This window comes from Clostridium tertium, from assembly GCF_902652255.1.
GTDB classification, from domain to species: Bacteria; Bacillota; Clostridia; order Clostridiales; family Clostridiaceae; genus Clostridium; species Clostridium tertium_A.
Map to the genome: position 1 here is coordinate 1 of NZ_CACRTO010000049.1, position 26,669 is coordinate 26,669.

Consider the following 26,669-nt stretch of genomic DNA (forward strand, 5'->3'; position numbering starts at 1 on the left):
GATACTTTTGTTTAGCCTGCTTATTAAAACCAAACTTATATAGTTTATCAGAATGACAGCGTGGGCATTTTATATTAGTCTTGTTCATTGTTCTTCTCTCCTTTTCTAAGGGGGTATTATTTAGTTTTGAAAACCTATTGTATTTCCTTTGGTTGAGAAGAGCAATGTTCATATAACTTAACAGATCGAATCGTAAAAAAAGGGGGAAATTATGAAAAGTTTAACCAAACAAGAATTGAGCTGGGCCTTATATGATTGGGCTAACTCGGCTTACTCAATGACTATTACTTCATCAGTCCTTCCAATGTATTTTAAATCTGTAGCTGAGGCTGGAGGAATGTCTTCTTCTAACTCAACTGCACTATGGGGATATACTATATCTTTATCTACGCTGGTTGTATCAATGCTTGCACCAATATTAGGTACTATTGCTGATTATAAAGGTAATAAGAAAAAGTTCTTTAAAACTTTCTTTAGCATTGGTGTATTAGCTACTACAATGCTTGCCTTTGTTCCAGCTAATAATCCTATTTTATTACTTATATGTTATGGATTTGCCTTAATTGGATTTTCAGGTACGAACATATTTTATGATGCCTTTTTAGTAGATGTAACTACTAAAGAAAGAATGGACAAGGTATCTTCAGCAGGTTTTGCTCTTGGATATATAGGAAGTACCATACCTTTTATAATATCTATTGCAGTAGTTTTACTTTCTCAAATGGAGATAATACCTATTTCACTACCTTTAGCTTGTAAGATAACCTTCTTAATAACAGCTGTATGGTGGCTTTTATTTACTATTCCACTATTAAAAAATGTCAATCAAGTTTATTATATAGAACCTGAAAAAGAGCCTATTAAAAAGTCTTTTGAAAGATTATTAAAAACATTAAAGGCAATAAAAAGTCATAAGAATATATTTGTATTCTTAATAGCATACTTCTTCTATATAGATGGAGTTGATACTATCATCGGAATGGCTTCATCCTATGGAACTGACCTTGGAATATCAATGGTATCATTACTTATAATACTGTTATTAACTCAATTTGTTGCCTTCCCTTTTACAATTCTATATGGAAGGTTAGCTGAAAAAATTGGAGCTAAAAAACTCCTATATGTAGGAATAATTACTTATATCATAATTTGTATTTATGGATACTTTATTACAAATGCCCTTGGTTTCTGGATACTTGCAATGGCTGTAGGATCTGCACAAGGTGGAATACAAGCAATTTCAAGATCCTTCTTTGGTAAAATGGTACCTAAAGAAAATGCAAATGAATTCTTTGGATTCTACAATATCTTTGGAAAATTTGCAGCAATAATTGGACCTTTCCTAGTTGCAGTAATTACACAAGCAACAGGAGAAACAAGAAATGGAATTCTAAGTCTTATTGTACTATTTGTAATTGGATTCTTTGCTCTTGGTAAAGTTAAGGAAGAAGCTAAGTAAAAATTATTATGTTCCAATTTGCCTTAAAATAAAATTTATGAAAATAAAAAAAGAAAGTCAATTTATTTTTCATTGACTTTCTTTTTTCAATCTTTAAGTATTTAATTATATATATGTTTCAATAAATAATCTACATCTTGAATAATTGCTTTATCTTTAGTGAAAAATATTTTTTAATTAATAAATATTTTAATCTAACTTATGATGGTTATAAGAATAAACTGTCAAACTTAAAAATAATGGTATCTGTATTATAGCTACTATAATTACCGCATATGGAACCCATATAGAAAATGAGCCAATATTTAAATAATCAAATCCTGCAAAGTCATAAAGTATACTATTTTGAAGTGCCAACCCTCCAGATGGCCAAATACTATGAACCCAGCTTCCAATTGATCCAGGTAATATGGCTGGTAAAAATATTGGAAGTATACAAGTAACTAATGTACCTGTTAAAGATGCAACCTGTGTTTTACATATTGATGATAAGAATAATACAAAACTAAGCATTGCTGATAGTAATATTCCGCTCACAATAATAAGTATCCATTGCATTTGACCTACAGTCCATGGCACTAATATATTAATTGAAAAGAGCATCTGAATAGATGTCTGTAAACTCTCCCATCCAAAAAGACTATTTGTTACTAATATCCATATCAAAGCACAAATTGTAAATGCTACTCCAGAAATCAAAAAGGCTGATAAAATTTTGGTAACAGCTAGGCTATTACGTCCATATTTTGTGCAACGCAAAATACTGTCTGCCTCTGTCTGATAATCTGAAGAAAATATTGGTGCAGCAATAATACTGCAACAAAGCATAATAATGAATAATAAAAGGGGTTGGTAGTCCATGGCATCTGCTGTAATACCTGAATAATAGTAAAATGGCTTTGGCACATTACTGAATCTTTCTATAGCATCTTTTTGTGCCATATCTGAATTCGGTTGCTCCATCTCCATCAGAGAAATTAACTTTTCCAAAGAATCTTCATAAAAGTCTTTAGCCTTATCTGGATTTAAGTCCATAATTTCAGGTTCCATGCCTGTCACAGGGTTCACATTCACCTCTAAAACACTTTTAATTAATGGCGCATAGGGCAAATATTTTTCTTTATAAACATCACTAGGTAATTCATAAATATCTTTTACCCCATTTTCTCTCAATGTTTCCTGCACTGATTCTATTGCATATTGAATTTTTTCTGGTGTAACTTCTCCAGATATTTCTTCTCTAATTTCCTTGTAACGCCTGATTGCACTAACACCTTCAAATGTTTGACCATTATTATCCGTATAGTACATAAATGTAGTTGGTATATATGCAAACAATACAGAGCATATCACTGCCCCTAGAAGTAAAATCCATGTTGCTCTAGTTTTTAGTACACGCTTCAACTCTAAACCTAAAAGACGCATTTATTCCACCTCCTTATTAGTTTCCTGTGGGAAAAGCCATAGATATAAGTCTTCCAATCGAGGTTTCACTTTGAATGATTCTGATGAAAAAGGTTTTTCTGATAAATATCGTACAGTTACTTTTCCATCATCCTCATTTCTTAAGTTTACAATCTGTAATTTCTTCTCATATTCAGGTAATTGTTCCGTAGATACTTGGCACTCCCACACTTTCCCATTCATTTCTTGTACTAATTCGTCTGTGGTTCCTGTTGCAATTATTTGTCCATTTTTCATAATGGCATTCTTTGTAGCTATATACTCTATATCCGATACAATATGTGTAGAAATCAATACAATTCTATCTTTCGCAAATTCTGAAATCATCTTACGGAAACGTACACGTTCTCCTGGATCTAACCCACTAGTAGGTTCATCTAAAATCAATACCTCTGGATCATTTAAAAGTGCCTGGGCAATTCCTACACGTCGCTTCATCCCACCTGATAATTTATTAATTTTCTTATTTCTAACATCTTCAAGGGATAAATTCTCTAAAAGCTCATTAATTTTTTTCTTTGTATCTTTTTTTGTTAGCCCCTTTAACGTAGCAACATATTCTAGATAGTCCTTCACAGTAAACTCAGGATAGAACCCAAATTCTTGTGGAAGATATCCAAAGATATCACGGTATTTTTCCCTTAAGGTAGTAATAGGAATTCCATCGTATTCTATTTTCCCATCAGATGGCTCCATAATTCCAGCAATCATTCTCATCAATGTAGTTTTACCTGCACCATTAGCACCTAACAATCCCCATACACCTGATGTAATATGAAGGCTAACATCATTCACAGCATTTTTATCTTTAAACTGCTTTGATATATTATTAATAAATAATTCCATATCTTTCCCCTTTCTAATTTATACAATCTGCAACTCTATCACAGCAGATCGTAACATTATATAACGAACCTGACTAATACAAATTCCAATCAGGATGACACAAATTCCAATCCATCCTATATTAAACATTTCTCTAAAAATCCATGGACATTCTTTCCACATTACAACTACTCCACATAAAATAGATCCTCCTAAGGTAATACAAAGAAGCTTAAATCTTTTCATTGGAATATGACCTATTAAATATAGAACTACACTGCTCATCAGAAGAAATGGAATTAACAAATACAATACTGCATTAATGATACTAATTGATGTGTATAAAATAGTTATCAAAAGCAATCCTGCTATCATAACGCCATCTCCAATTCCAATCATCAAAAGTTTTGCCAGTATCAATCTACTTGTAGAAAATCTTGTTGCCGCTTCAATTTCATTCATATTATACCTTAAGGAGCGTTCCACAAAGGGAACTGATGTCATCATAATTAATATTGCACACCCACATAATAGTATGGCTATCTGCCATCCATTGTCTAAAGATAACTCTCCATATGCATATCCAAGTATGCCTACCAATATCAATAAGGCGAATCCTTGTACCAACCAAATAGAATATGAAAGGTATTTCACTTGCCTTATAAAAAATTCCCAGAAACTAATTCTACATCCTCCCTGCATTCTTAAAAATTCTCTATTTGTGTTTTTTAATACCCTCTGTAAATGAGTTTCATCTTTTATTTTTACTTGATTCTGCATTGCTTGTTTCAATTGCTTTTCAAATTTTGTGTTCAATTCCATTTCCTCCTTTCTTATATTCTGATTTCAACTGCTTAAGAGTCCGGCGTAAGCGGGACTGTACTGTACGTAATGGCAATTCTGTAATGCTTGCAATTTCCCGTAATGAAAGACCTTGACTAAATCTCAGTATTACAATTTCTCTTAAATCATCTGATAACGCCTTTGTCATCTGACGCAATTGAATATCAGCCTCTACTTCTAAAAATCCTTGCTCTGTGTACGAAAATTCCTCCTGCTGATTCTCAATAGAAACATCTTTTAGATATTTTTTCCTATGCATGTCCACGCATGTGTTAGCTGCAATTTTATATAAAAATGCTTTAAACTGCCCTTTATGAACATAATAATCAAAATAACGGATTGCTTTCAAAAAGGTCTCTTGTGTGGCATCTTCTGCACTTTCCCTACTTTGTGCATGCCAGAGACAATAACGTAAAATATCTGAGTAATAAAATTTAACTAATTCACTCAATGCATCACTGTCACCATTTTTTATTCTTTTTAATAATTCATTTTCGCGCGTCAATTTAATTCCTCCTAAGGGCGTCCCCTATATAATATAACGATTCAAACACACAAAATGATTTTAAAAATTTAATTTTTTAAAACTTTTTTATTTTTTGCGCTTAAGTCAACAATCACACAAAAAAGCAAATAAAAAATAAAAAAATAAATACCCTTAGGATTTTTCCCGAGGGTATTTATCTTTATATTATAAATACGCTTATTATTGCTATAAAAACATATAAATATGGTTCTAGTTTAATAATCTTACTTTCAAAATCTTTAGTATCTACTACTGTTTTTCTAGTTAACTTCTTAAATACTTTACTTAAAGAATTAAATATAATCCATCCAATAATTGTACCTAAAGTATTCATTATTAAATCATTAATATCTGTTGCCCTATTCTTAGTAAAAAGTTGTCCTATTTCTATTATAAAAGAAAATATTATTCCATATGATAATGTGTTTAAGAAACTTCTGTATTTCTTCCATAAAGTAGGTAATAAAAATCCAAAAGGCATAAAGAAAATTATATTTAATATACCTGAAATATCAAATCCATCATTAAAAGGTATTAAATTTATATTAGGATTAAATATAGCTTCATTAAGTCCAGATAGTCTTCTCCATTCACTTATTGATGGGAAACCAACAACTTCTGCTAATGCAATTATTAAATAAATCATAAACATATATCCAAATATGTTATGCTGCACTCTAATTTTTTCTTCTTCCTTATAACTAATTCTCATAACAATACTTATTAATATTGTAAGTAAAACTAATGCTAATATTAAACTTATTAACTCATTCATATATTATCCCCCTGAGACTGTCACACAAACAGTCAAAATTAAGAATTAATTTTTCATTATTCATTCTTAATTTTTAATTGTGCAACCAGCACTATATAAATCTATTTAAGTATGCTTTGTAAATACATTTCTCATACATAAATGATTATATAAATAACTTCTTAATATTTGCTTAACTCCTTCTTAAAATCATCTTAAATGTAAAATTAAAGTAAATATAAAAGCAGAAATCCAAATTAATGAATTTCTGCTTTTTATATAGAATAACAGACTTATTATATAGTGAATTAAAGAGAGGTTTACCCACTAATATTAATAAGTTTATTATTCATTCCAAGTAATTTGTAAGTAAGAAATTTATATTCTACTCTATATCAATAGTTGCCCTAAATCTGAGTACGGGGACTTAAGAAGCAGCTATTAATTATAAGCACATAATTTAATTTCAAATCTTACATTTCATTACCTAGTTTTCTTTCTTCTAATTTAGCAGTTATTTTTTCTCCAACATTCTTTAATAATACTGAAATAGTTAAGAATACTACTAGTATTATTCCAAGTACTAAGAAATCTTTTCCTATTATGCTGTAGTTAATTACATCTGCTGAAGCTACTTCTCTTAATGCTTCAACAGCATAAGTAAATGGCATAAATGGATTTAACACTTTAAAGAATTTTGGCACTACTTCTAGTGGGAATGTTCCAGCACATGCTGTTAATTGAAGTATTAATAATACTATTCCTAGAAGTCTTCCTGCATCTCCAAGTAGTGAGATTAAACATTGAATAACTGCAACGAATACTAGTGATAAGAATACATTAGTTAAAATGTAAACTGCTGTATTTGTAGGTTTTAATCCTAACATTAATACTACTACACTTACTAGTAACGCTTGTAATATACCAACAAATGCATAAGAAACATATTTTCCAAAAACTTTATCTGCCTTAGATAAATTTTCTTCATCCTTTATCTTTGAAGGTATTACGAAGAACATCATAATAGCTCCAATCCATAATGAAAGAGGTATAAAGTATGGTGCAAATCCTGTTCCATAGTTAGGAACTTTGTTAATAGCATCAAAATTCATATTAACAGCATGAGAAGCGAATTCACCCATATCCTTTGCTGAATTAACTAAGCCATCTTCTAACTTAGTTGCTCCTTCATCAAGTTTAGTACTTAATTCTTTTCCTCCATCATAAAGTTTAGTAACACCGTCAGTTAATTCTGGTACTTTAGATGTTAATTCTCCAATTCCACTATTTAAAGCAGATTGTCCATTTACTAATTCATTAGAACCACTTGCTAAAGCACTTGTTCCACTTGCAAGAGTTCCTGAACCATTGTAAAGATCAGTTATTCCTGTCTTTAAAGCTGGAATATTAGAATTTAAAGCTTGTGTTCCTTGATTTAATTGTTCTGCTCCTGCATTTATCTTGTTTAGTCCAAGATTTAAATTAGCATTATTGTCTGCTACTGATTTTAATCCTAATCCAAATTCGCTAGTTGTAGGGCTAATACCTTCATATAAATTATTTAATCCATCATTTAATTGTCCTACACCCTTTTGAACTTCTGAAACTTTTCCAATTAATGAAGTTGTTCCATTAGCTAATTCTTTAGATCCAGCAGTAAATTCATTAAGCTTTCCTTTGAAATAATCATTTCCTTGTGTTAACTTTGTTACATCTTTTGCACTATCTTGAGCTTTTTGATTAACTACTTGAGTTATTTGTAATGCCTTATTGATTAATGCATTTTTTGTATTAACATCATCTGTGCTAGCTGCTTGACTTAATAAAGCCATTACATTAGCATTTGCCTTAGCTGAATCTGATACTCCTGATACTAAAGTATTAACTCCATTATAAATATCATTATACCCTGTTGATAATGCATCTGAGTTATTAGCAATTAAATTTGCTCCTTCACTTAACCTAGCAATATCTTTTTGACTATTAGCATCAGTTAATCCGCTGTTTAATAAATTAGCTCCATCTTTCAACTGTCCAACTGAAGGATAAATAACTCCAGTATAGGCATTGTATAAAGATTTACTTCCATCTGCTAATTGCTTAGAACCTGCTACTGCTGAAGAAACTCCATCTTTTAAATCTGAAGTTCCTTGTGATAAAGCACTAACTCCATCACTTAATGTTGGAACTTTTTCATATAATTGAGCTAGTCCACCATTTATAGCTTCTGCTCCTTTGTTAACTTCACTAATTCCATTGTTTAATGCAACTTGTCCATTAACTAGCTGACCTGAACCATCTGCTAATGCATTTGCACCATCTGCTAATGCTGGAACATTGTCCTTTAATGTAGATAAACCATCATAAATTTGCTTACTTCCATCAGCAGCTTGTACTAATCCATCTTTAGCTTCATATAAGCTATCAAAAGCAACTTCTATATAATTAGCTGAAACTGTTTGGTTTATATTACCTTTTAGTTCAGCTTCAACCTTTGAGTTAATTTGTGCTGCTAAGAAGTTTTTCTTATCATTTGTCACAAATTCTATCTTTGCATATTCTGGTGAACCATCTTTAGCTGATATAACTTTTTCTGAAAAATCTTCAGGAATTACAACCTTGGCATAATAATCCTTACCTTCAAGACCTTCATTTGCATCTTCTTCAGTAGTTATCTTCCAACCAATTTCATTATTGGACCTAAGCTCTTCTTCTATATCTTTCCCGTAATTAACCTCCTTTCCATCCATAACTGTGCCATTGTCCTTATTAACAACTGCAACATGGAGGCTTTCTAACCTAGAGTAAGGATCCCAAAAGGCATATAAATACAGTAATGAATATAATAGTGGTACTACGATAATTGCAACGATAGATACACGAATAAACCTGTTTTTAAGTATCCCTTTTATATCTTCTTTCGCAATCCTCAGGAAATTCATAAAATCACCTTCCATTTAATTTTTTATACTGATTAGTCAGTCAATATAATTGTTATACTACTTTTGTACTGACTAGTCAATATTTTTGTTACATTTTTTTTCATTTTAATAAAAATTTCATAAGTGGGGTTTATATAACACAGAATTACTACACTATTATGTTCTAGTCTCCGTCGCTTCTCTCCAAGTCGACTCGCCACATAATAGTGTAGTAATTCTTTAGTATCTATAAAACCTTTAGATGAGGATACTAAAGGAAAAAACTAGACAGAGTCTAGTTTTGAATTAATATATATAACTTTATAATTTTCTATACAACTTGGCTCCAAGTCGACTTGCCACATAATTATTAATTAAATTAGTAGATATATAAACTTTGTAATTAGGGATACTAAAGGAAAAAACTAGACAGAGTCTAGTTTTGAAAAGGATATATATTCTATTGTTATTCATTATCGCAATCTCGAGCTCCAAGTCTTCTTTCCTCATAAATTATGAATCAAATTAGGATTTATTATAAAACTTGTAGATGCAAACTACTAGCTATTAAAGTATAAAAAAAGAAGCCAATCTTTTATGATTGACTCCTCTATAAATTGGAATTTAGTACATCATACCAATCTATGATTAGCACATACCTTCTCATATTGCACCTGTAATTTATATATATCGCACTCACTCAAATCCCTCAATATTTGTCCCAATTCATTTAATTTATTATCATCTAGCGGTAATTCAATGTTCGTAATCATCATCTTTGTTTGAGCATCAATTGAAGAATAATTACCTACATAAGCATAGATCCCAATTTTATCCATGAGTATATGGAGATTTCCTGTACTAGGATCCCTATCAAATGTTTGCAGTGAAATTAAAAAATTCACATCATTTCTTTTTACACAAACCCATTTCCAATTACTCAGATCATATTCTTCCATCAGCCTTCCACCAGATTTATATTTCTTTACGCCAGCTCTAGCAGCTATCTTTTCAGTTTCGAAGTCATCTTGCGTACGAAAAAAACGTGAAATTTTATTTCTTTCCTCTGTTCTTGCCTCATTATACATATTTTTTATCTCTAAAAAATCCAATTTATTTCACCCCAAATTCTAATTAAAATAGTATATAACTCATAATAACTCCTATTATTATTGTAACTAAAACTGCACCAATTGCTAATAAGAATTTTTGATATGCTCTCTTCTCATATTCTTGATTTTTCAACTCTTCATTCATGTTTTTTCTTTCTAAAAAGGAAAGAATTTCTCGATAAGTTTGGATAGATAAACGCTCTATATATTAATTAATAAAAAATCCTGAAATCCTATAATTTTTATTATTCGTATTTTTTACATTAAACTCATTGATTAAATCTGCACCATAGTAATCATTAAGTTGATAAATATATATTTTATAGTCATCTAAAATTATTAACTTATCTTCATAAATATCGAAATCTTCTACTCTATGATTAAAATTTAATACTTTTTTTATAGAATCATCTTCTAAATTCAAAATATTAATGCTATTTCCAGTTCTTTGTACAGGATTAAAATTAGATATAAATAAATTATTATCTTTTATTTTCAATTGGTTAGATCCATTTGATAACTTAATATCTGTTAAAATACCTGTTTGAATATTATATTTTGATAATGAATTGATTTCACTATCTGCTGTATCAAACCAATTTGTAAAATATATATTATCATTAACTTGCAAAGAATCTGCTTGAAAACTTCTATCCTTTAGTGGCATTGTTTTTAGTATCTCCATTGAATCAATATCAATAATATACAATACACTTGAATTCTTATCAGAAATTAATTGTGAGAAAGCATATAATTGTCCATTCACTATATTTATATGTGATGGAAAAGCTGGAATAGTAATTGAATTAACTATTTCCTTACTATTTATATCATATTTATTTATTGAAGAATTACTTGTTGTAAATATATAATTTTCATATTTATCTAATGATATAATAGCTGCACTTATCTTATGTGTTGAATATTTATTATTTCCCAAATTGTACTCAACAACTTCATCATTTCCACTCTTATAAGTTCCTTGTGAATTCAAATAAATATTATCTCCATCTCTTACTGGAAATAAAAAACCACTATTTATATCTGAAACTTTCATTTTAATAATACCATTTAGTTCACCGTCAAATGAATATAAATTAACATATGAGTTCTCATTCACTGCAGAGGTTTCTATTACTCCAATTGAATACTCAATGTTATTCTTAGTAGTTAATTTATCATTATATAATTTTATTATATATAATGAAACAATGCCTAATATAACAAGTAAAGTTATTCCATGATATTTTTTCATACCCCTTTTCATAAATGTCTATCCCCTTTTATTGGCTTGCAATATAATACTCTTTCATCGTATTATATTATTTTACTTATATGTAATTATATTCTATATATCTATTTATGTAAAAGCAATTCTTTCTATTACCTATTATAGGACTTCTTTATTTTATATAAGCTTTAATTAAAAACCTAAATCTATATTCTCATAAAACTATAATTAAAAATAGTAGCCACTCATGTAATTTGAAGGCTACTATTTTATTACTAAAACATCTTATTATACTAATATAAACATATACTTTACACACTATATTTAAATATAAAAAAGAAACTCAGATCTAGCCTGAGTTTCCACCTTAATAATTTTTTTATTTTACATTGTGCAATAACACCTAAACTTTTTCCCTAACTTTAATCCCATTTTCAAAATATCTCATAAACTTTTCTACTACTTCATCGTTGCTGTATTCTTCATCATTTAAAAGTTCAAATAATGCTGAGGAGACTAATACACCAAGTAGTCCATAACTTAGTAAAACTGGATCTTCGTCTTCTATGTATCCTGCATCCATAACTGCCTTGAATTTTTTTGAGTTTTGCTCTAAAATACTCTTTATTTCTTCTCTTAGCATATTATTTCTGTCACCAATTCCCCATATTTGACTAATTATAACCTTAAATAAATCTTTATTATCATAAACATATTTAAGCTGAACCTTTGCAGATTCTTTTATTATTTCATATGGATTATCAATGCCTCTAGTTGCTTTTTCAACTTCCTCATGTATAAGGTTTATACCTTCCTTAATAATAAACATGAAAAGTTCCTCTTTACTTTTAAAATGATAATATAAGCTTCCCTTTGCAACTCCAGCTCTTGCAACTACTTCATCCATAGTAGCACCTGAATAACCACAATTAGAAAAAACTTGTATGGCTGATTCAAATATAGCCCTTTTAGTTTTATTCATTTAATCACACCTTCTTAGAAATTATCCTTACGTATTCTATCATAATAATCTATAACATTTCTATCATACTCTTCATTGAATTTTTCAGAGCCTAAAATAAAATCTGCTGTTGATTTACTCATTGCAACTGCTACATCATATAAAACAGCTATTCTAAGTAAAGCTTTAACATCTGGGTCATGAGGTTGAGATGTTAATGGATCCCAGAAGAATATCATTAAATCAATATCTCCATTTACTATTGCAGCACCAATTTGTTGGTCACCACCCATAGGTCCACTTTTAAATCCTTCTACCTTTAATCCAGTTTTTTCACTTATTAGCTTAGATGTTGTTCCAGTTCCGCATAACTTATGCTTACTTAGTATTTCTTTATTTTCTTCTGCCCAAGCAATTAATGCTTCTTTTCTATTATCGTGAGCAACAAGAGCAATTCTTTTATTTTTACCCATTTTATAACCTGCCATAAAAATTCCCCCTATATTAAAACCGTAATTTGACTAACAGTACTAATAAAATTATACATAAGTAATTTTTAATTTACAATGGCAGGCTATTAATAGTTTTATCTAATATTGTAGTATAACTACAAATAAGATAATTAAATAGATTAATTTAACTTATTTTCTATTCAATCTTATAAAAATTACAGGTAAATTAAATGAATTTTATATAAGTAAAAATGTTTTAAATATAGCATCTATATTAATACCAATATTTCTAAGTTGCCTTTATTTCTAGGAATTATATTATCCTCTGTTTTTTCTCCATTAATCAATATTCCCTTTTCTTCATTACCTTCAGCTCTTTTAATCTTAATATTATAATTTTCATCTTTATTATTTATCTTTATTTCGTATTCTTTCCATGATTCTGGGATACATGGTTTAATTTCGTATCCTTTATCCTCTAACTTTTTAAGACCTAATATGTCTTCAAGTCCAACCTTATACATCCATCCAGAAGCTCCAGTATACCAGCTCCAGCCACCTCTTCCACCATGAGGTTCTTTAATATATACATCTGCAGCCATTACATAAGGCTCAACCTTATATCTTCTTGCTTCAAGCTCAGTATTTGAATGATTTATTGGATTTATCATATTATAATACTTCCATGCCTTATCTCCTAAGTTTAACTTAGTTAATGCAAGGATTACCCAAACTGCTGCATGGGTGTATTGGCCTCCATTTTCTCTAACTCCAGCTACATAGCCCTTTATATATCCTGGTTCTAGGGATGATTTATCAAAAGGTGGTGCTAAAAGTTTTATTAATCCATGATTTTTATCTACCAAATACTTATCTACTGCTTCCATAGCCTCAATAGTTCTAGCTTCTTTTCCAGCCTTAGAAATAATAGACCAGCTTTGTGCTAAAGAATCTATCTTACATTCATCATTTTCCCTTGAGCCTAAAGGTGTACCATTATCGAAGTAAGCTCTTCTATACCATCCTCCATCCCAAGCATTTTTCTCAAGATTTTCTCTTATAAATTCTTGCATCTTTATATAATCTTCTTCCTTGCTATTATCATTTTTAAACCTGCAGATTTCCTTAAAGTTATCAAGTATCTTATATAAGAACCAGCCAACCCAAATACTTTCGCCTTCACCTTTATTTCCAACGGTACTCATACCATCATTCCAGTCACCACTACCCATTAAAGGTATATTATGTCTACCAAACTTTAAGGCAATATCTATAGCTTTTAAGCAATGCTCATAAATACTTCCACTTTTACTTGATTGATTTACTATAGTATATCTTTCATCTTCCCCTTCTCTTAAAGGTTCATCCTCTAAATAAGGTGCTTCCTCTTCTAAAATACTATAATCTCCTGTTGAATTAATATACTCAGCTGTAACATATGGAAGCCATAATAAATCATCAGAAAATCTAGTTCTAATTCCTGAATTTATAACTGGATGCCACCAATGCTGAACATCTCCTTCTAAATACTGTCTTGATGCACTTCTAAGGATTTGTTCCCTAGTTATAGATGAATCTAAAATACCTATAGACATTGAATCTTGAAGCTGATCTCTAAATCCATAAGCGCCACCACTTTGATAAAAAGCAGTTCTTGATAAATATCTACAGCTAAGGGTTTGATACATAAGCCATCCGTTTAAAAGATAATCCATTGATGCATCTGGTGTCTTAACTTGTATATTTCCTAGGAAATTTGACCAATAAGCTTTTACATTATCAAGAGCAGAATAAACATTGTCTAAGTTTCTATAATTATTTATCTTTTCTTCTATTAATGATTCTTCCTCTTCTTCTCCTAGTAAAATAATTATTTCTCTTTCTTCATTAGCTTTCAAAGCAATATTTAACTGAGAAGCTAAACATGGATCGTAAATACTTCCAGAAATGTTATTTAAAGAATTCATTGATAATGCCTTAGGCTTCCCTAAATCACTATTAGCTCCTATAAAGCTTTTTCTATCACCTGTAAAACTTTGATGGCTTTCACCTTCATTCCTATTATCCACTATAGAAAGATATGCTTTTTGCTTTCCAAAGTACTTGGAATAAGGATTTTCTCCATAAATATAATTATCTTTTATTGAAGTAGTAATATACTTTGCACTTCCATAGTTATATACACCAAGAACTAATTGAGCATAGTAGAATAAGGATAAATCTCTATCCATATCTGAAAGATTTTTAATCTTTACCTTACATAACTTAACCTTCTCATCTTTTGGACAAAATACTTGCATTTCCCCCTTAATATTGTAAGCACTATGAGTAAAGGTAGAATAACCAAAGCTATGCTTAATAGTATATTCTCCACCATCTCTTATAGGCATTGGAGTAATTGTAAAGTATGTTCCAGACTTATTATCTCTAATATATAAGGCTTCCCCTGTAGGATCACTTACCCAGTCATTGCTCCAAGGTGTAATTTTATTTTCTCTACTATTTCCATACCAAGTATAGCTTGAGCCTACTTCAGAGACATGGAATCCAAAATCTTTATTTGAAATTACATTTATCCATGGAGCAGGTGTACTTTCATAATCTTTAAGTTTTATAACATAACTCTTATCATTCTTATCAAAACCACCATAACCATTGAAGAAATCTAAGTCTTCATTAGAATTATATTCTTTGTTCTCAACATTTTTAAGATTTTCTGAAATAATGCTATTTTTAATATCATCATCAGAAACACTTGCACTTCCATCTATTGAAACTTCATTATTATTATCAGTGCTATTATTAGAATCTACATTAATACCTACATTATTATTTAAAGCCATGTTAACATTGTTATTATTTGAAGACTCATTTATATCCATCTCATTTAAAATCATATTGTCATTTTTAGTATTCTTTAAAGTCTCATGATTATCTGCATGATTAATATTATTTGAATCCTCATTGATATTTTCTTCATGTAAAATATCTGTATTGTGCTTATGATTAATATGACTTCTTATATAATCAGCTTCGTTAATATTAACCTTAATTCTATTCATATAAGAATCATCTTTATAGCTAGACTTATTATAGTCATAACTTACAGCCTCAACTAATTGCTTAGATAAAGTACCTTCTTTAGCATTAATATAAATCTTTGAAATTCCAATAATAAAGTTTCTAATATTTTCATCCATAGTAGCCTTATTATGAATAAAGATTCCACCAGCCTTATTTAGGTTTTCTCTTTCTAGAGAATTTTTAACTGTTGAAATTATATCTTTTTGTAGTGGCTCTTCATAGGATACTTCTTCTTCATTGTAAATTATAAGGTCAGTTTTAATTCCCTTACTTCTAAAATAGTAATGCATATTAATAACTTGCCTTAATAAGTCTATATCCTCTTCACCATAAATAACTAAAAGTATAATTGGTAAATCTCCTGAAATACCATAAGACCAAAGGTTTTCTTGATTCATACTTATATTTTTAATATAATCTTCTCTATTTTTTCTACCACTATGAAGATATAAGATATATGATGCTAAGCTTTGGTACATATTTGCTTGAGCTGATCTTATTCCAATATGTTTAAGCTCTAATTGATTAGAATAATTATAAGCATCTTCAGTTTTTTCAATTACTGATACTTCCTTATACTTATAAGCTAGATTTAGAATTTCTTCTTTACTTTCAGCTACACCAGTTAAATAATAAATTACCTTTTCTTCTAAAGGCTTTAAAGTAACTCTGCTTCTTATACTCATAATTGGATCTAAAACTGTTCCAACTGTATTTTGAAGTGGTGCATCATTATCCATAACCTCTGGATCTTTTAAAGTTCTATTTCTACCTATAAAGTTAAGTCTTGATGTTTCGTAAGTTAAGTCACCATCTAATTCACTATTAGTAGCAACGCTATGGAAGATATAGTGAGTAACTGCTCCAGCTGCTCTAGGTCTTCTATTTCCAATTAAAGCTTTAGCATCTTCATTATATTCTGTACTTATAAATAGGTTTGAAAAACTTGGATGAACTGCATCTCCTTCAAAGGATTGCAATGTTACTTCAAGATAGCTTGTTATTTCTAATGTCCTTTGATTTTCTCCATTGTTTTTTAATATTAACTTTCTTACTTCTACATTATCTTCAGTTGCAATACTAACCTCATATCTAGTAGAAATATTGCCATCTTTTCTTTCAAATCTTGCCTTATCTAAAGTAAATTCAATAGCTACATCATCACCATAATCCTTGCATGGCTCGAAGCTCGCACTCCAGAAATCATTGCTATTTAAGTTCTTTATATAGAAGAACATTCCACTAGAATCTGCTGTAGAATCTCCCTTCCATCTATAAACTGTCATATCATCTTTTTTAGAGTAACCACTACCATTGTTTGCAATCATAGTTGAGTAGGTTCCATTTGATAATAACAAGACCTCTGGATTTTCTGTAGGAATATCAGTATATATTCTAGGAATAAACTCTTCCTTTTCTAATGGTTTCCTTGTAACTTTCTTAATATCTATATCCCTATCAAAGACTATATTTTCAGGAACTCTTTCCTTTAATAATATTTCAACAGCCTTTATCTCAGGTATATTATGAAATCTTTCTTGAAGAATATTATTATTTAAAGCATTATCTAAAGCTAAAAGTGACATTCCTAAATGGTGGACCATATAACACCTTACTTCTTTAGGTCCTTTTTCTGAATCACTATAATCTATAGCTTCTATAAAACCATATTTACCATAAGCCTTGTTTTCATAAATTCTCTTTAAATTATTAATTGAATCCTTTATAGCATAAGGTATAGTCATAATTGAGGAATAAGGTGATATAACTAATTCATCTTCTAACCCTCTCTTAAGTCCAACACCTGGAACTCCAAAAGCCTTGTATTGATAATTTTGGTTTATATCAAAAACATAATAAGCTGACTCTGAAATTCCCCAAGGAGTATTTTTTCTGCCTCCATAAGTTTTTTGAGCCTTAACTACTGAAGAATACGTTAAAGACCAAATAGTATTATCAAAGGATTTTAATACTTGGAAAGGCATAAAGTACTCAAACATAGTTCCACTCCAAGAAACTAATGTCTTTTCTCCAAAAGCCTTAGTCATATTTCTACTTAAGTTATACCAATGTTCCTTTGGAACTTCTCCTCTTGCAATAGCTAAAAGTGAAGATATTCTTGCTTCAGATGCCATTAAATCGTAATAAGAATTTCCAAGAGAATCTTCTTCAGCATTATATCCTATAGCAAATAATCCTCTTTCTTTACTAAATAAGAAGTCAAATTTCATATCCTCCATAATAGATGATATTTCTGAAGCTAAAATAGTAATTCTTTCATCAAATTCCTTTAGCTTAATAATTTTCTTATTTAATATTTCTTTAAATTCATCTCCTGAGGAAAGACTAATCTCTTCTAATCTATCTATTAAATCTTCTAAGGTAAAATCCTTATCCTCATTTAATTTATCTAAAACTAATTTTTCTACTCCACTAAAGATAAAATCATAGAAGTCTATTTTTCTTTCTGATTCAATCATTAACTTTTCAAGCCAATATTTCTCTTCACTTTCTTTATTATCTTCTTCTATTTTATCTATTCTTTCTTTGGCTCCTTCATATTCCCTATTAAGTATTTCTCTATAATCAACTAAATTAATTTCCTCTGGAATACTATCATAGAAATCCATATTAAAATCTTCTCTAGCTATAAAGAATGTGTCTCTTAAAGAATGAATTTCCTTATCTCTAATTATAGGTTTTTTTCTTAATGTCAACAGTTCTTCCTTAATTATCCACAGGTACCCTAGTAGATTTCCACTATCAACTGTGGATACATATCTTGGCCATAGAGCTTCTTTTGTCTTTGTATTATACCAATTTAAATAATGTCCCCTATATTTTTCAAGACCTCTCATTCCATCTAAAATAAGCTCAAGTCTATATATAAATTCACCAATAGACAAGTATCCTAAATCATAGGCAGTTAAGTTACTAATTAACCCCATACCAATATTAGTAGGAGATGTCCTATGAGCCACTCCTTTATAAGGCTTTTCTTGATAATTATCTGGGGCTAAATAATTATTTTCTTCATTAACAAAGTCCTCATAATAAGCCCAAATCCTTCTACTTATCTTGCTTAAGAACTTCTTATCATCTATATCTAAAGCTTCCTTTTCAATTATTTCTTCCTTAGATATCTTACATGCAATAATAGGAGCTAAAATCCACAATATTGCTATTGGAATAGTTGTAACTATTACTTCTAAGGAATTGGTAAGACTTAATAATAGAACAATAACTCCAAAACCACCAGATATCCACATTTTATTGTAGTACCATATATAATTATCCTTTACTGAAGAATCAACATTTTCAGCAGTTCTCCATTGCAGTAGTTTTTTCTTAGATATTGTTAACCTATAAATAGTTCTTGCTATCGCATCTATCATTAAATATGCTTGATATGGTATAAAGCTTAGTATAAGAAGTATTTGCCTTAAGTTCTTAAAGGTTCCCATTAGCTTCTTTTTAGGTGTTACAACAAAGTCTGTAACTGTAAACATTAAAGGTATTATTAAAGCTAAAAATAGCAATATAGATACCTGAACAGCACCTTTTAATACTGTTAAAGTAAATATAAAGCCTATTAGTAAGCTTGGAGCAAGTAAACTTCTTCTTAAGTTATCAATTATCTTCCATTTAGATATTAAGGATAACTTATCTGAAAATACAAAACTAGCAATTTGCCAATCTCCTCTAACCCATCTATGTAATCTTAAAGCGCTAGAAAGATAACTTGAAGGATAACTATCTACTACTTCTACATCTGTAAGCAGTGCACATCTTGTTAAAACTCCTTCAATTAAATCATGAGATAAAACCTTATTTTCCTTTATTTCCTCTTTTAGAATATTATAAAAACTATTTATTTCTATAATCCCTTTTCCAGTGAAGCTTCCCTCTGAAAATAGGTCTTGGTATGTATCTGATGAAGCTGTTGAGTAGGCATCTACCCCTGCATCTCCAGCAAAAACCGTAGAAAAATAAGTTCTATGCTTATCTTCCAAATTAACACTAACCTTTGGCTGCATTATACTATAGCCTCTAACTACTCTTCCATCTTCAACCTTAGGTCTATTTAATACATGACTCATAGCTGAAATTAACTTTTTAGCACTACCAATAGGTAAGAAGGTATCACTATCTAAGGTTATTAAGTACTTTATATCTTCTAAAGCCTTAATATCATCACTTATAATGTTATAGCTAGTTTCTTTATCCCCTCTTAATAGAGCCATAAACTCCATAAGTTTTCCTCTTTTTCTTTCATAGCCCATAAAAATTTCATCTTTTTGATTATAAAGTCTTTGTCTATTGAAGAAATAGAATCTAGGGGTTTCTTTATCCGCATATTTTAAATTTAATTCATTAACTAAATTTAATGCCTCTTCATTTATTAACTTATCATCATTTTCTTCTTGATTCTTACTGTCATATAAATCTCCAAGTAAAGCAAAAAATATATTTTTATCCCTATTAGCTAAATAATATACTTCTAGCCTTTTTAATAACTTTATAACATCTTGAGGACTAGATAAAATTGCTGGTATTACAACAATAGTTTTATCTTCATAAGGAACTCCTTTTGAATAATCCATTTTGGGAATAAAGCTTACTTCTGTAATCTTTGCTATAAACCAATTATAAAGTGATATTACAACTTCACTTGATGGTATTAGCATTAAAATAAAGGCAAGAATATATTGCATACTATTAAAATCAAGAGGTACTAAATATGTAATAAGAAGAATTAATAAATCTAACAATACTGTTCCTAGTAAAATCGCTAGTACATATGATGTTTCTGATAAACTCTTCTTTAAATTTTTATTTATTTCTTTACTATTTGAAAGTCCTAATCTCTTTAGTACATCATGAATTCCAGAGTCGACAATATAATATCCTATATGCCTTTTATATAAATCCTTATTTTCAATATATAAACTACTTAACTCTAAAGCAGTCTTTGCTATCTCAATTTCATTTATATTAGTTTTTCTAGATAATTCTTCTAGCTTATGTCTATAATAATCCTTGGTTTCAAAGTCCATATTACTATAAACACCTGATGGATCTTGAATTAATATCTTTTCCACTTCAGAAGTTTCTGCAAAGAATTTCTTCCAATTTATAGAATCCATAACTCTTAAAGAATTAATATTAGCTCCTATAGAAGTAGCAATTGTCCCCTCTTTTATATGATCCTTTATTATTTCCTTTTCAAAATTACTATTTTCTTTTCCTCTTAATCTATCTAATACAAACTTATAAATTCTTTCATCCTCTACAGAGTTATCTCTTAATATACTAAATAACTTATCTATAAATTCAGGTGAAAACATTCCATCGTGAAGGCTTTCATCATCTCCCATATAATCTGATTCAACATACTTTTCTTCTAGATAGTTATCCTCATGGTTTGCATGTATTTTCTCTTCACTTCTCTTTATAGGATATTTTTCTTCTAGTTTAGATAAAAGTTCTTCTATCTTATCCTTTTCATAATAATCTATTACTAAATTTGCAAGATCTTTTGCTCCTAATCTTTGCTTTTGAAGTACTACCATCTTATGAACTATGTTTGCAAGATTTAAAATTAGAGAAATTCTAATCATAAGTGGAAATGCCCAAAGCTCACCAATATTAAAATCTTCATCTTGATTATTTATAAACTTTATAGCTTCTTCTAAAGTAATTACATTCGAATTTATTTCTATATATTCCTTAGCTAATAAATATATCCTAGGGTACTTAACACCTTCTAAATCAATGCTTGGAAGGTTATTAAAATAATTAATTGGTAAATTATTTTTAATAGTCTTATATTCCTTCTCTATAAGATAAATATTATCAAGAAGCCATTCTGCTGAAGGTATAACCTCTTCTCCCTGCTTAACTAATTTATTCAAATATTTATGATTATGAAGAATCCCCTTAAAGGCTTCATTCAGCTCTATAAGAACAGTTCTTCTGCCGTTTCTTAATGCTTCATCCTTCACAAATAATTCCCCTTTCTGTAACTCATTTATAATTTATATCCAATATCCTTTCTACTTAACCTAATAAATATTTAAGTATTTTACCCATTAGATAAACTTATTATTTGCAGAAATATGAAAAATTACTCATTTGTTTAAAATCACAAATGAGTAATTAATTTAAAGTTTGTGCTACAGGCCTACTGAAGGAAGAAATTCAGACAAACTGATTTTCAATAATAATTAATGTAGTCCCTAAAATATTATTAATTTCTGAATTACTAGCAAATATAAATAAAATATGTGAAATAAGCATTCTTAGGGTAATGAAACAAATTTAATTCAATTTAATTTATTACCTATCATAATTATTAATTACTCTAAAAATTAATACTAATTATTCGATAATATATATATATGTTTAAATAAAAATTCACATCTTTTAGTCTTATAGAATTTTAAGTGAAAAATAGTTTAAAAGTAAATTACATCGATTGAAATCATATATATTTTTTAATTTTTATATAAGTTGAGTTTATACTCTGCTAATAAATATAGTCTACGTATAAATATAACTTAATAAAATGTAAAAACTTTATTACAACTTATATATATTAATTTTTAGGAGGTATTTATTATGTATAAAATCTTACATATAGAAAATAGCAATTTTTTACATAGCATAGTAAAAGAAGTTGTCACTAAAAAGGGCTTTGAATATATCTCTTGTGATACTTATACAGAAGCTTTGATTATCCTTGATGAAATTGAGATTGATTTAATACTAACAGCTACTAATATAATAGGAATGAATATCAATGATTTTATAGAAGAAGTTAAACTTAAAAATGAAACTTTACCAATATGTATAGTTTCTTCTAATGATAACTCAAAAATATTGTTTGATGCAGGTGCTAATAACTATATCTCTAAAACTGACTTAATTTCTGAACTAGAATCATATATTGATAATACATTTATATTCGAAAAAAATAATATTACATTTAATGATAAAAAAATTGCTATTATTGATGATAATGTTTTATCTATACTACAAATTAAAGATATTTTGCAAAAGTATAATTCAAAAAATATTTATTCATTTAAAAGTGGTATTGAACTATTTAAATCAAATAAGATATTTGATATCTATTTAGTAGACATCATTTTAAAGGATGAATCTGGCCTTAATATAATAAAAAAAATAAGAAACTTAAATCCAAGTTCAATAATTATTGGAATTACAGCTTTATCTAATGAAAACACACTATCTGAAGTCTTAGATTATGGAGCTGATGATATTGTAAATAAGCCAGTTAATGAGAAACTACTAATATCAAAAATAAAAGCTCGACTAAGATAAGACTTAAAATGCACAGGAGTATATAACATATTATGCTCATCCTCCGTCGCACTCTCCAAGTCAGCTTACGCACAATATGTTATATACTCCTTGAATCATTTTGTCTTGTAAATGTATTGGTACTAAAGGATGAAATTCAGACGAACTGAATTTCAACATAATTATTGTGTGCCGTTTATGATAAATCCTTCATTTGGTTGATTTAAATGATGAACTACTTAAAAAGATAAATATAATATGTGAAATAAGCCTATAGCTAGAACTTCTTTTGCAGCTATTAGCTTATGGAGCGTATTATATTTATCTTTTCTGTTATATTCGCATATTACTTTTTTATTTCTATATATTGACATCGCAAGTACCTTGTAATACAATATACTTAAGTACTTTGTATTGCATAGTAGCTAAAAGGAGGGAGAATATGATTCCATCACAAATGCTTAAAGGAACTCTTGAAGGATGTATCCTTGGAGTAATAAAACAAAAAGAAACTTATGGTTATGAGATTTCACAGAAATTAACTGAATATGGCTTTGGGAAAATTGCAGAAGGAACTATATATCCTCTGCTATTAAGATTAGAGAAAAATGGATTTATCTCCGCAACTTATCATAAATCAGAACAAGGTCCAAAAAGAAAATATTATAATCTTACTGAATTAGGTGAGTATGAATATGTGAATTTTATAGAAAGTTATGTTGAACTAACTAATGCAGTTAATTCATTATTAGAGGATATATAAGGGGGTCAATATGAATAAGAAAACTAAACTTTTACTAAAGGAAAATAATAAGTTAGAAAAGACATTAACTAAAGAAAGCATTAATGTACTAACTGATATTGTAGTTTATTTAAGAGGTAGTAATATTTCTGAGTATCATCAAGAAGAAGTACGACATGATATTATTGAAATGGTGGCTGAAGGGGAAGGTCGTAATGAAGATGTAAGTGTTGTTATAGGAAATGATTATAAAGCCTTTTGTGATGAAATAATAAGTGCTATTCCACCAAGATCAACTAAAGAAAGAATAATAACTTCAATTGCTAATTCTCTTACCTACTTCGTAACACTTTCAGTGATTTGGTTATTTTCATCAATAATCTTTGCATTAATTAGTAAGAATTCCCTAACTCTCCTACCAGTTACATCAGGTTTTATTATAAATACAGTTTTAATTATTTCTATTGCAGTACTATTTGTTAATTTTATATGCAAAACTTCTTTTAATGAAAATATAGCAAGTAGTAAGATAAAAAACTTCCTGATAGCTTGGGTTGTTTTATTTATAATTTTCGGTTCAGTATTTCTAATACAATATTTCCTTAAAACTGTAGTATTTAATATTCCACTTTATCTAGCTATCATAATAATACTTCTATCTTTTGTTTCATCTAAGGTTCTTGAAGAAGTATTTCTTTAAATAGACTAGTGGCCATATTTGAGTTTACTTACTACTCGGCTTTACTCCAAGTCATAACAAACTCAAATATGGCCACCAGAAAACTAAAAAATTAAATTTTTAGTTATATAGATAGCAAAATAGAGTTGCCACAAAGACAACTCCATTAAAACTCTTTAACTCTAAAAACCCCATTTTGAGTTTTTCCTCAATTCTTCATTCTTAATTATTCCTAAAGTTTCATATAATCATATTTTTTATCTTTAACTTTAAAATCTTCTACTGCTTTTCTAGTTGCTCTAAGCTTATCTTCAACTTCTTTTAAGTTTGTTCTAGCCATACCTAAAAATAACATATCTATTATTGCTAGCTGAGATATTCTAGAACTCATAGCTCCTTCTCTTAAAGATTTTTCTACAAAAGGAACTCTTAATACTATATCTGATGAATTTGCTAAAGTATTATCTATACTAGCCTTAGTTATAGAAATAACTTTAACCCCTTCCTTTCTTGCATTTTCAACACACTTCAAAACTTCCTTTGTTTCTCCTGAATAGGAAATAGCTACAGCTACATCACCCTTTTCCATAAGTGCTGATGATGTTAATTGAAGGTGAGTATCATTATGGGCTATGCATCTTTTATTTATTCTGCTTAACTTATAGTAAAAATCCATACCAACTAAACTAGAAACGCCAACGCTATATATATAAATATTCTTAGCTTCATTTAATGCTTCTATTGCTTTTTCTAATTCTTCTTCTTTTAAAACTCCTATAGTCTGATTCATTATTGCATCTATAGAACTTTTAACTCCTCTTATTATATTAGTTGTAGATAAATCACTATGAAGATATTCAAACTCCTCATTATCCTCATCACTTTGAAGATTTAAAGATAATTGAAGCTTCATTTCATTTAATGAATCAAATCCAATCTTCTTAGAAAATCTAACTACAGTTGGAGCAGAAGTATTAGTTGCATCTCCAATTTCTTTAGCAGATATACCTATAATGCTCTTTTTATTACTTAACAAATATTCTGCAATTAATTTTTCACTTTCAGTAAAACTATCAAAATTTTGTTTAATATACTGTAATACATTCATATTTACACCCACCATCTTTTGCCTTATCTGGCAATATTAAAGTGAAACTTTTTTCCACCTCTAATATATTTTAATAAATAAAAATCCTTTTGTAAAATAGAAGCTACAACATTTGTTCTGCTATCAGCCGCATTATTAACTTTTAATATTTGAAGTTCTCCCATATATCTTAAATAATCCTTATTATCTATAGTAATATCCCCTATTTTCTTATCTACAGTATTGAAAGGTTCTATTATATCTCCATTTAATATTAATCTACTTTCACTTGCTCTTATTGCATCTCTTGCTTCATCTGTTCTAGCAGAATATACTTCATCTAATAATCTTAATATAACTTTATCTTCAGTCTTCGCTTCTATATTAAGCTCAATAACTTCTGGATTTAAAGAAGCTAAATCTTCTAATTCCTTTAAGCTTGGTAGTGAATCCCCTATAAATACTGATTCATTTCCTAATGCAAATAAATGATTAGTAGCCTCTCTTACTTCTAAGCCTCTATGATCTTCAAGCGTTGGAAGACCATCCTTAAGAGGACTTCTTTTTCTATTATTAGATTGAACAAAAGCACAAGCCTTAATTCCTCTAATCTTCAATAAAGCATTTTTTTCAATCATGCATTCCTCAGAAATAGCTGTACCAATTCTAGGGTAGAAATTATGAAGAGCATCTATATTTTCATAATCAGGTGAAAAACTATCTAGACTATTAAAAAACTCTTCTGTAATAGTAGAAGCGTTTAATTGAATCTTAATTCCATAAGTATTTTTACTCATCTTAGCAATTTCTTCTTCAGTATAACCAAAGTCAATTCTAATAGTCTTAACTCCCATATTATGAAGACCTTCTAAGTCCATATTATCTAAATCTAAAAACTTAAAAGTATTAGGAGAAATATCGCTTATTATATCCATATCATATTTCTTAGCTAAATCAAAGAACTCCCTAACTTCTACCTTAAGCACATCATAATTAGCCTCAGGAATATGTAAAGAAGTAAAAATTCTAGTAAAACCTAACCTATGTGCATCCTTTAATAATTGAATATTTTCTTCCTTTGTATTATCTAAACCAAAATAAACCGAAAAACCAAACATAATTACACCTCTTTTTATTGTATTAAAAATTATATATAAATACCTCTTTGCTCCGTCGTAAACTCCAAGTCGCCAGAGGCATTTA

General features: G+C 29.0%; 17 protein-coding genes and 1 pseudogene. 4 read left to right on the forward strand and 14 right to left on the reverse strand.

All coding sequences use genetic code 11. From position 1 onward, the window contains the following. Positions 1-172, reverse strand: a 172-nt coding sequence (locus tag GPX08_RS16110) for a hypothetical protein (protein WP_156625184.1), incomplete at its 3' end; no start/stop codon positions are given. Positions 173-211: 39 nt separating this feature from the next. Here GPX08_RS16110 and GPX08_RS16115 point away from each other — a divergent pair. Further along, positions 212-1,459: an MFS transporter gene (locus tag GPX08_RS16115; RefSeq protein WP_156627834.1), complete on the forward strand. Its 1,248-nt coding sequence runs from the start codon at positions 212-214 to the stop codon at positions 1,457-1,459. Between the two features lie 189 nt (positions 1,460-1,648). Here GPX08_RS16115 and GPX08_RS16120 read toward each other — a convergent pair whose 3' ends face one another. The 11 genes and pseudogenes from GPX08_RS16120 to GPX08_RS16170 all read right to left on the reverse strand — a co-directional run bounded on the left by GPX08_RS16120 (position 1,649) and on the right by GPX08_RS16170 (position 21,637). Then, on the reverse strand, positions 1,649-2,863 hold the full coding sequence (locus tag GPX08_RS16120) for an ABC transporter permease (protein WP_156627835.1): 1,215 nt from the start codon (positions 2,861-2,863) through the stop codon (positions 1,649-1,651). A gap of 21 nt (positions 2,864-2,884) precedes the next feature. Further along, positions 2,885-3,769: an ATP-binding cassette domain-containing protein gene (locus GPX08_RS16125; protein WP_156627836.1), complete on the reverse strand. Its 885-nt coding sequence runs from the start codon at positions 3,767-3,769 to the stop codon at positions 2,885-2,887. Positions 3,770-3,787: 18 nt separating this feature from the next. Beyond that, entirely contained in the window at positions 3,788-4,564 is a 777-nt protein-coding gene (locus tag GPX08_RS16130; protein WP_156627837.1) for a hypothetical protein, read from the reverse strand. After that, positions 4,548-5,096 carry a sigma-70 family RNA polymerase sigma factor gene (locus GPX08_RS16135; RefSeq protein ID WP_156627838.1) on the reverse strand — a complete coding sequence of 183 codons (549 nt, stop codon included), beginning with the start codon at positions 5,094-5,096 and terminating at the stop codon, positions 4,548-4,550. Before GPX08_RS16135 ends, GPX08_RS16130 begins: the two co-directional genes overlap by 17 nt. 181 nt (positions 5,097-5,277) lie before the next feature. Then, a complete protein-coding gene (locus GPX08_RS16140) occupies positions 5,278-5,892 on the reverse strand; it encodes a VanZ family protein (RefSeq protein ID WP_156627839.1) in 615 nt (204 codons plus the stop codon). Between the two features lie 452 nt (positions 5,893-6,344). Beyond that, positions 6,345-8,828, reverse strand: a complete 2,484-nt coding sequence (locus tag GPX08_RS16145; protein WP_156627840.1) for an ABC transporter permease — start codon at positions 8,826-8,828, stop codon at positions 6,345-6,347. Positions 8,829-9,514: 686 nt separating this feature from the next. Next, positions 9,515-9,751 (reverse strand): annotated as a pseudogene (locus GPX08_RS16150) (hypothetical protein); the annotation flags it as partial. Positions 9,752-10,112: 361 nt separating this feature from the next. Continuing rightward, a complete protein-coding gene (locus tag GPX08_RS16155) occupies positions 10,113-11,171 on the reverse strand; it encodes a hypothetical protein (RefSeq protein WP_156627841.1) in 1,059 nt (352 codons plus the stop codon). A gap of 367 nt (positions 11,172-11,538) precedes the next feature. Further along, positions 11,539-12,117: a TetR family transcriptional regulator gene (locus GPX08_RS16160; RefSeq protein ID WP_156627842.1), complete on the reverse strand. Its 579-nt coding sequence runs from the start codon at positions 12,115-12,117 to the stop codon at positions 11,539-11,541. A gap of 14 nt (positions 12,118-12,131) precedes the next feature. Beyond that, positions 12,132-12,584, reverse strand: coding sequence for a methylglyoxal synthase (locus GPX08_RS16165; RefSeq protein WP_156627843.1), 453 nt, complete (start codon positions 12,582-12,584; stop codon positions 12,132-12,134). 233 nt (positions 12,585-12,817) lie between these two features. Further along, positions 12,818-21,637 (reverse strand): glycosyl transferase, encoded by an 8,820-nt coding sequence (locus GPX08_RS16170; RefSeq protein WP_156627844.1) that lies wholly within the window; start codon positions 21,635-21,637, stop codon positions 12,818-12,820. 616 nt (positions 21,638-22,253) lie between these two features. On the opposite strand from GPX08_RS16170, the gene GPX08_RS16175 reads away from it, so the two are divergent. From GPX08_RS16175 to GPX08_RS16185, 3 genes are all read left to right on the forward strand, one after another. Next, a complete protein-coding gene (locus GPX08_RS16175; protein WP_156627845.1) occupies positions 22,254-22,979 on the forward strand; it encodes a response regulator in 726 nt (241 codons plus the stop codon). A gap of 421 nt (positions 22,980-23,400) precedes the next feature. Beyond that, positions 23,401-23,721, forward strand: coding sequence for a PadR family transcriptional regulator (locus GPX08_RS16180; RefSeq protein ID WP_156627846.1), 321 nt, complete (start codon positions 23,401-23,403; stop codon positions 23,719-23,721). A 10-nt stretch (positions 23,722-23,731) separates the two neighbouring features. Next, positions 23,732-24,400, forward strand: coding sequence for a hypothetical protein (locus tag GPX08_RS16185; protein ID WP_156627847.1), 669 nt, complete (start codon positions 23,732-23,734; stop codon positions 24,398-24,400). Positions 24,401-24,611: 211 nt separating this feature from the next. Here the strand turns inward: GPX08_RS16185 and GPX08_RS16190 are convergent, their stop codons facing one another. Beyond that, a complete protein-coding gene (locus GPX08_RS16190; protein ID WP_156627848.1) occupies positions 24,612-25,487 on the reverse strand; it encodes an SIS domain-containing protein in 876 nt (291 codons plus the stop codon). A gap of 23 nt (positions 25,488-25,510) precedes the next feature. Then, a complete protein-coding gene (locus tag GPX08_RS16195; protein ID WP_156627849.1) occupies positions 25,511-26,587 on the reverse strand; it encodes a DUF871 family protein in 1,077 nt (358 codons plus the stop codon). Between the last annotated feature and the right edge of the window lie 82 nt (positions 26,588-26,669).

Coding starts and splice junctions, on each gene's coding strand:
- GPX08_RS16115 (WP_156627834.1), top strand. CDS start 212: ATGAAAAGTTTAACCAAACAAGAATTGAGCTGGGCCTTATATGATTGG.
- GPX08_RS16145 (WP_156627840.1), bottom strand. CDS start 8,828: ATGGAAGGTGATTTTATGAATTTCCTGAGGATTGCGAAAGAAGATATA.
- GPX08_RS16160 (WP_156627842.1), bottom strand. CDS start 12,117: ATGAATAAAACTAAAAGGGCTATATTTGAATCAGCCATACAAGTTTTT.
- GPX08_RS16140 (WP_156627839.1), bottom strand. CDS start 5,892: ATGAATGAGTTAATAAGTTTAATATTAGCATTAGTTTTACTTACAATA.
- GPX08_RS16175 (WP_156627845.1), top strand. CDS start 22,254: ATGTATAAAATCTTACATATAGAAAATAGCAATTTTTTACATAGCATA.
- GPX08_RS16125 (WP_156627836.1), bottom strand. CDS start 3,769: ATGGAATTATTTATTAATAATATATCAAAGCAGTTTAAAGATAAAAAT.
- GPX08_RS16190 (WP_156627848.1), bottom strand. CDS start 25,487: ATGAATGTATTACAGTATATTAAACAAAATTTTGATAGTTTTACTGAA.
- GPX08_RS16165 (WP_156627843.1), bottom strand. CDS start 12,584: ATGGCAGGTTATAAAATGGGTAAAAATAAAAGAATTGCTCTTGTTGCT.
- GPX08_RS16185 (WP_156627847.1), top strand. CDS start 23,732: ATGAATAAGAAAACTAAACTTTTACTAAAGGAAAATAATAAGTTAGAA.
- GPX08_RS16180 (WP_156627846.1), top strand. CDS start 23,401: ATGATTCCATCACAAATGCTTAAAGGAACTCTTGAAGGATGTATCCTT.
- GPX08_RS16155 (WP_156627841.1), bottom strand. CDS start 11,171: ATGAAAAGGGGTATGAAAAAATATCATGGAATAACTTTACTTGTTATA.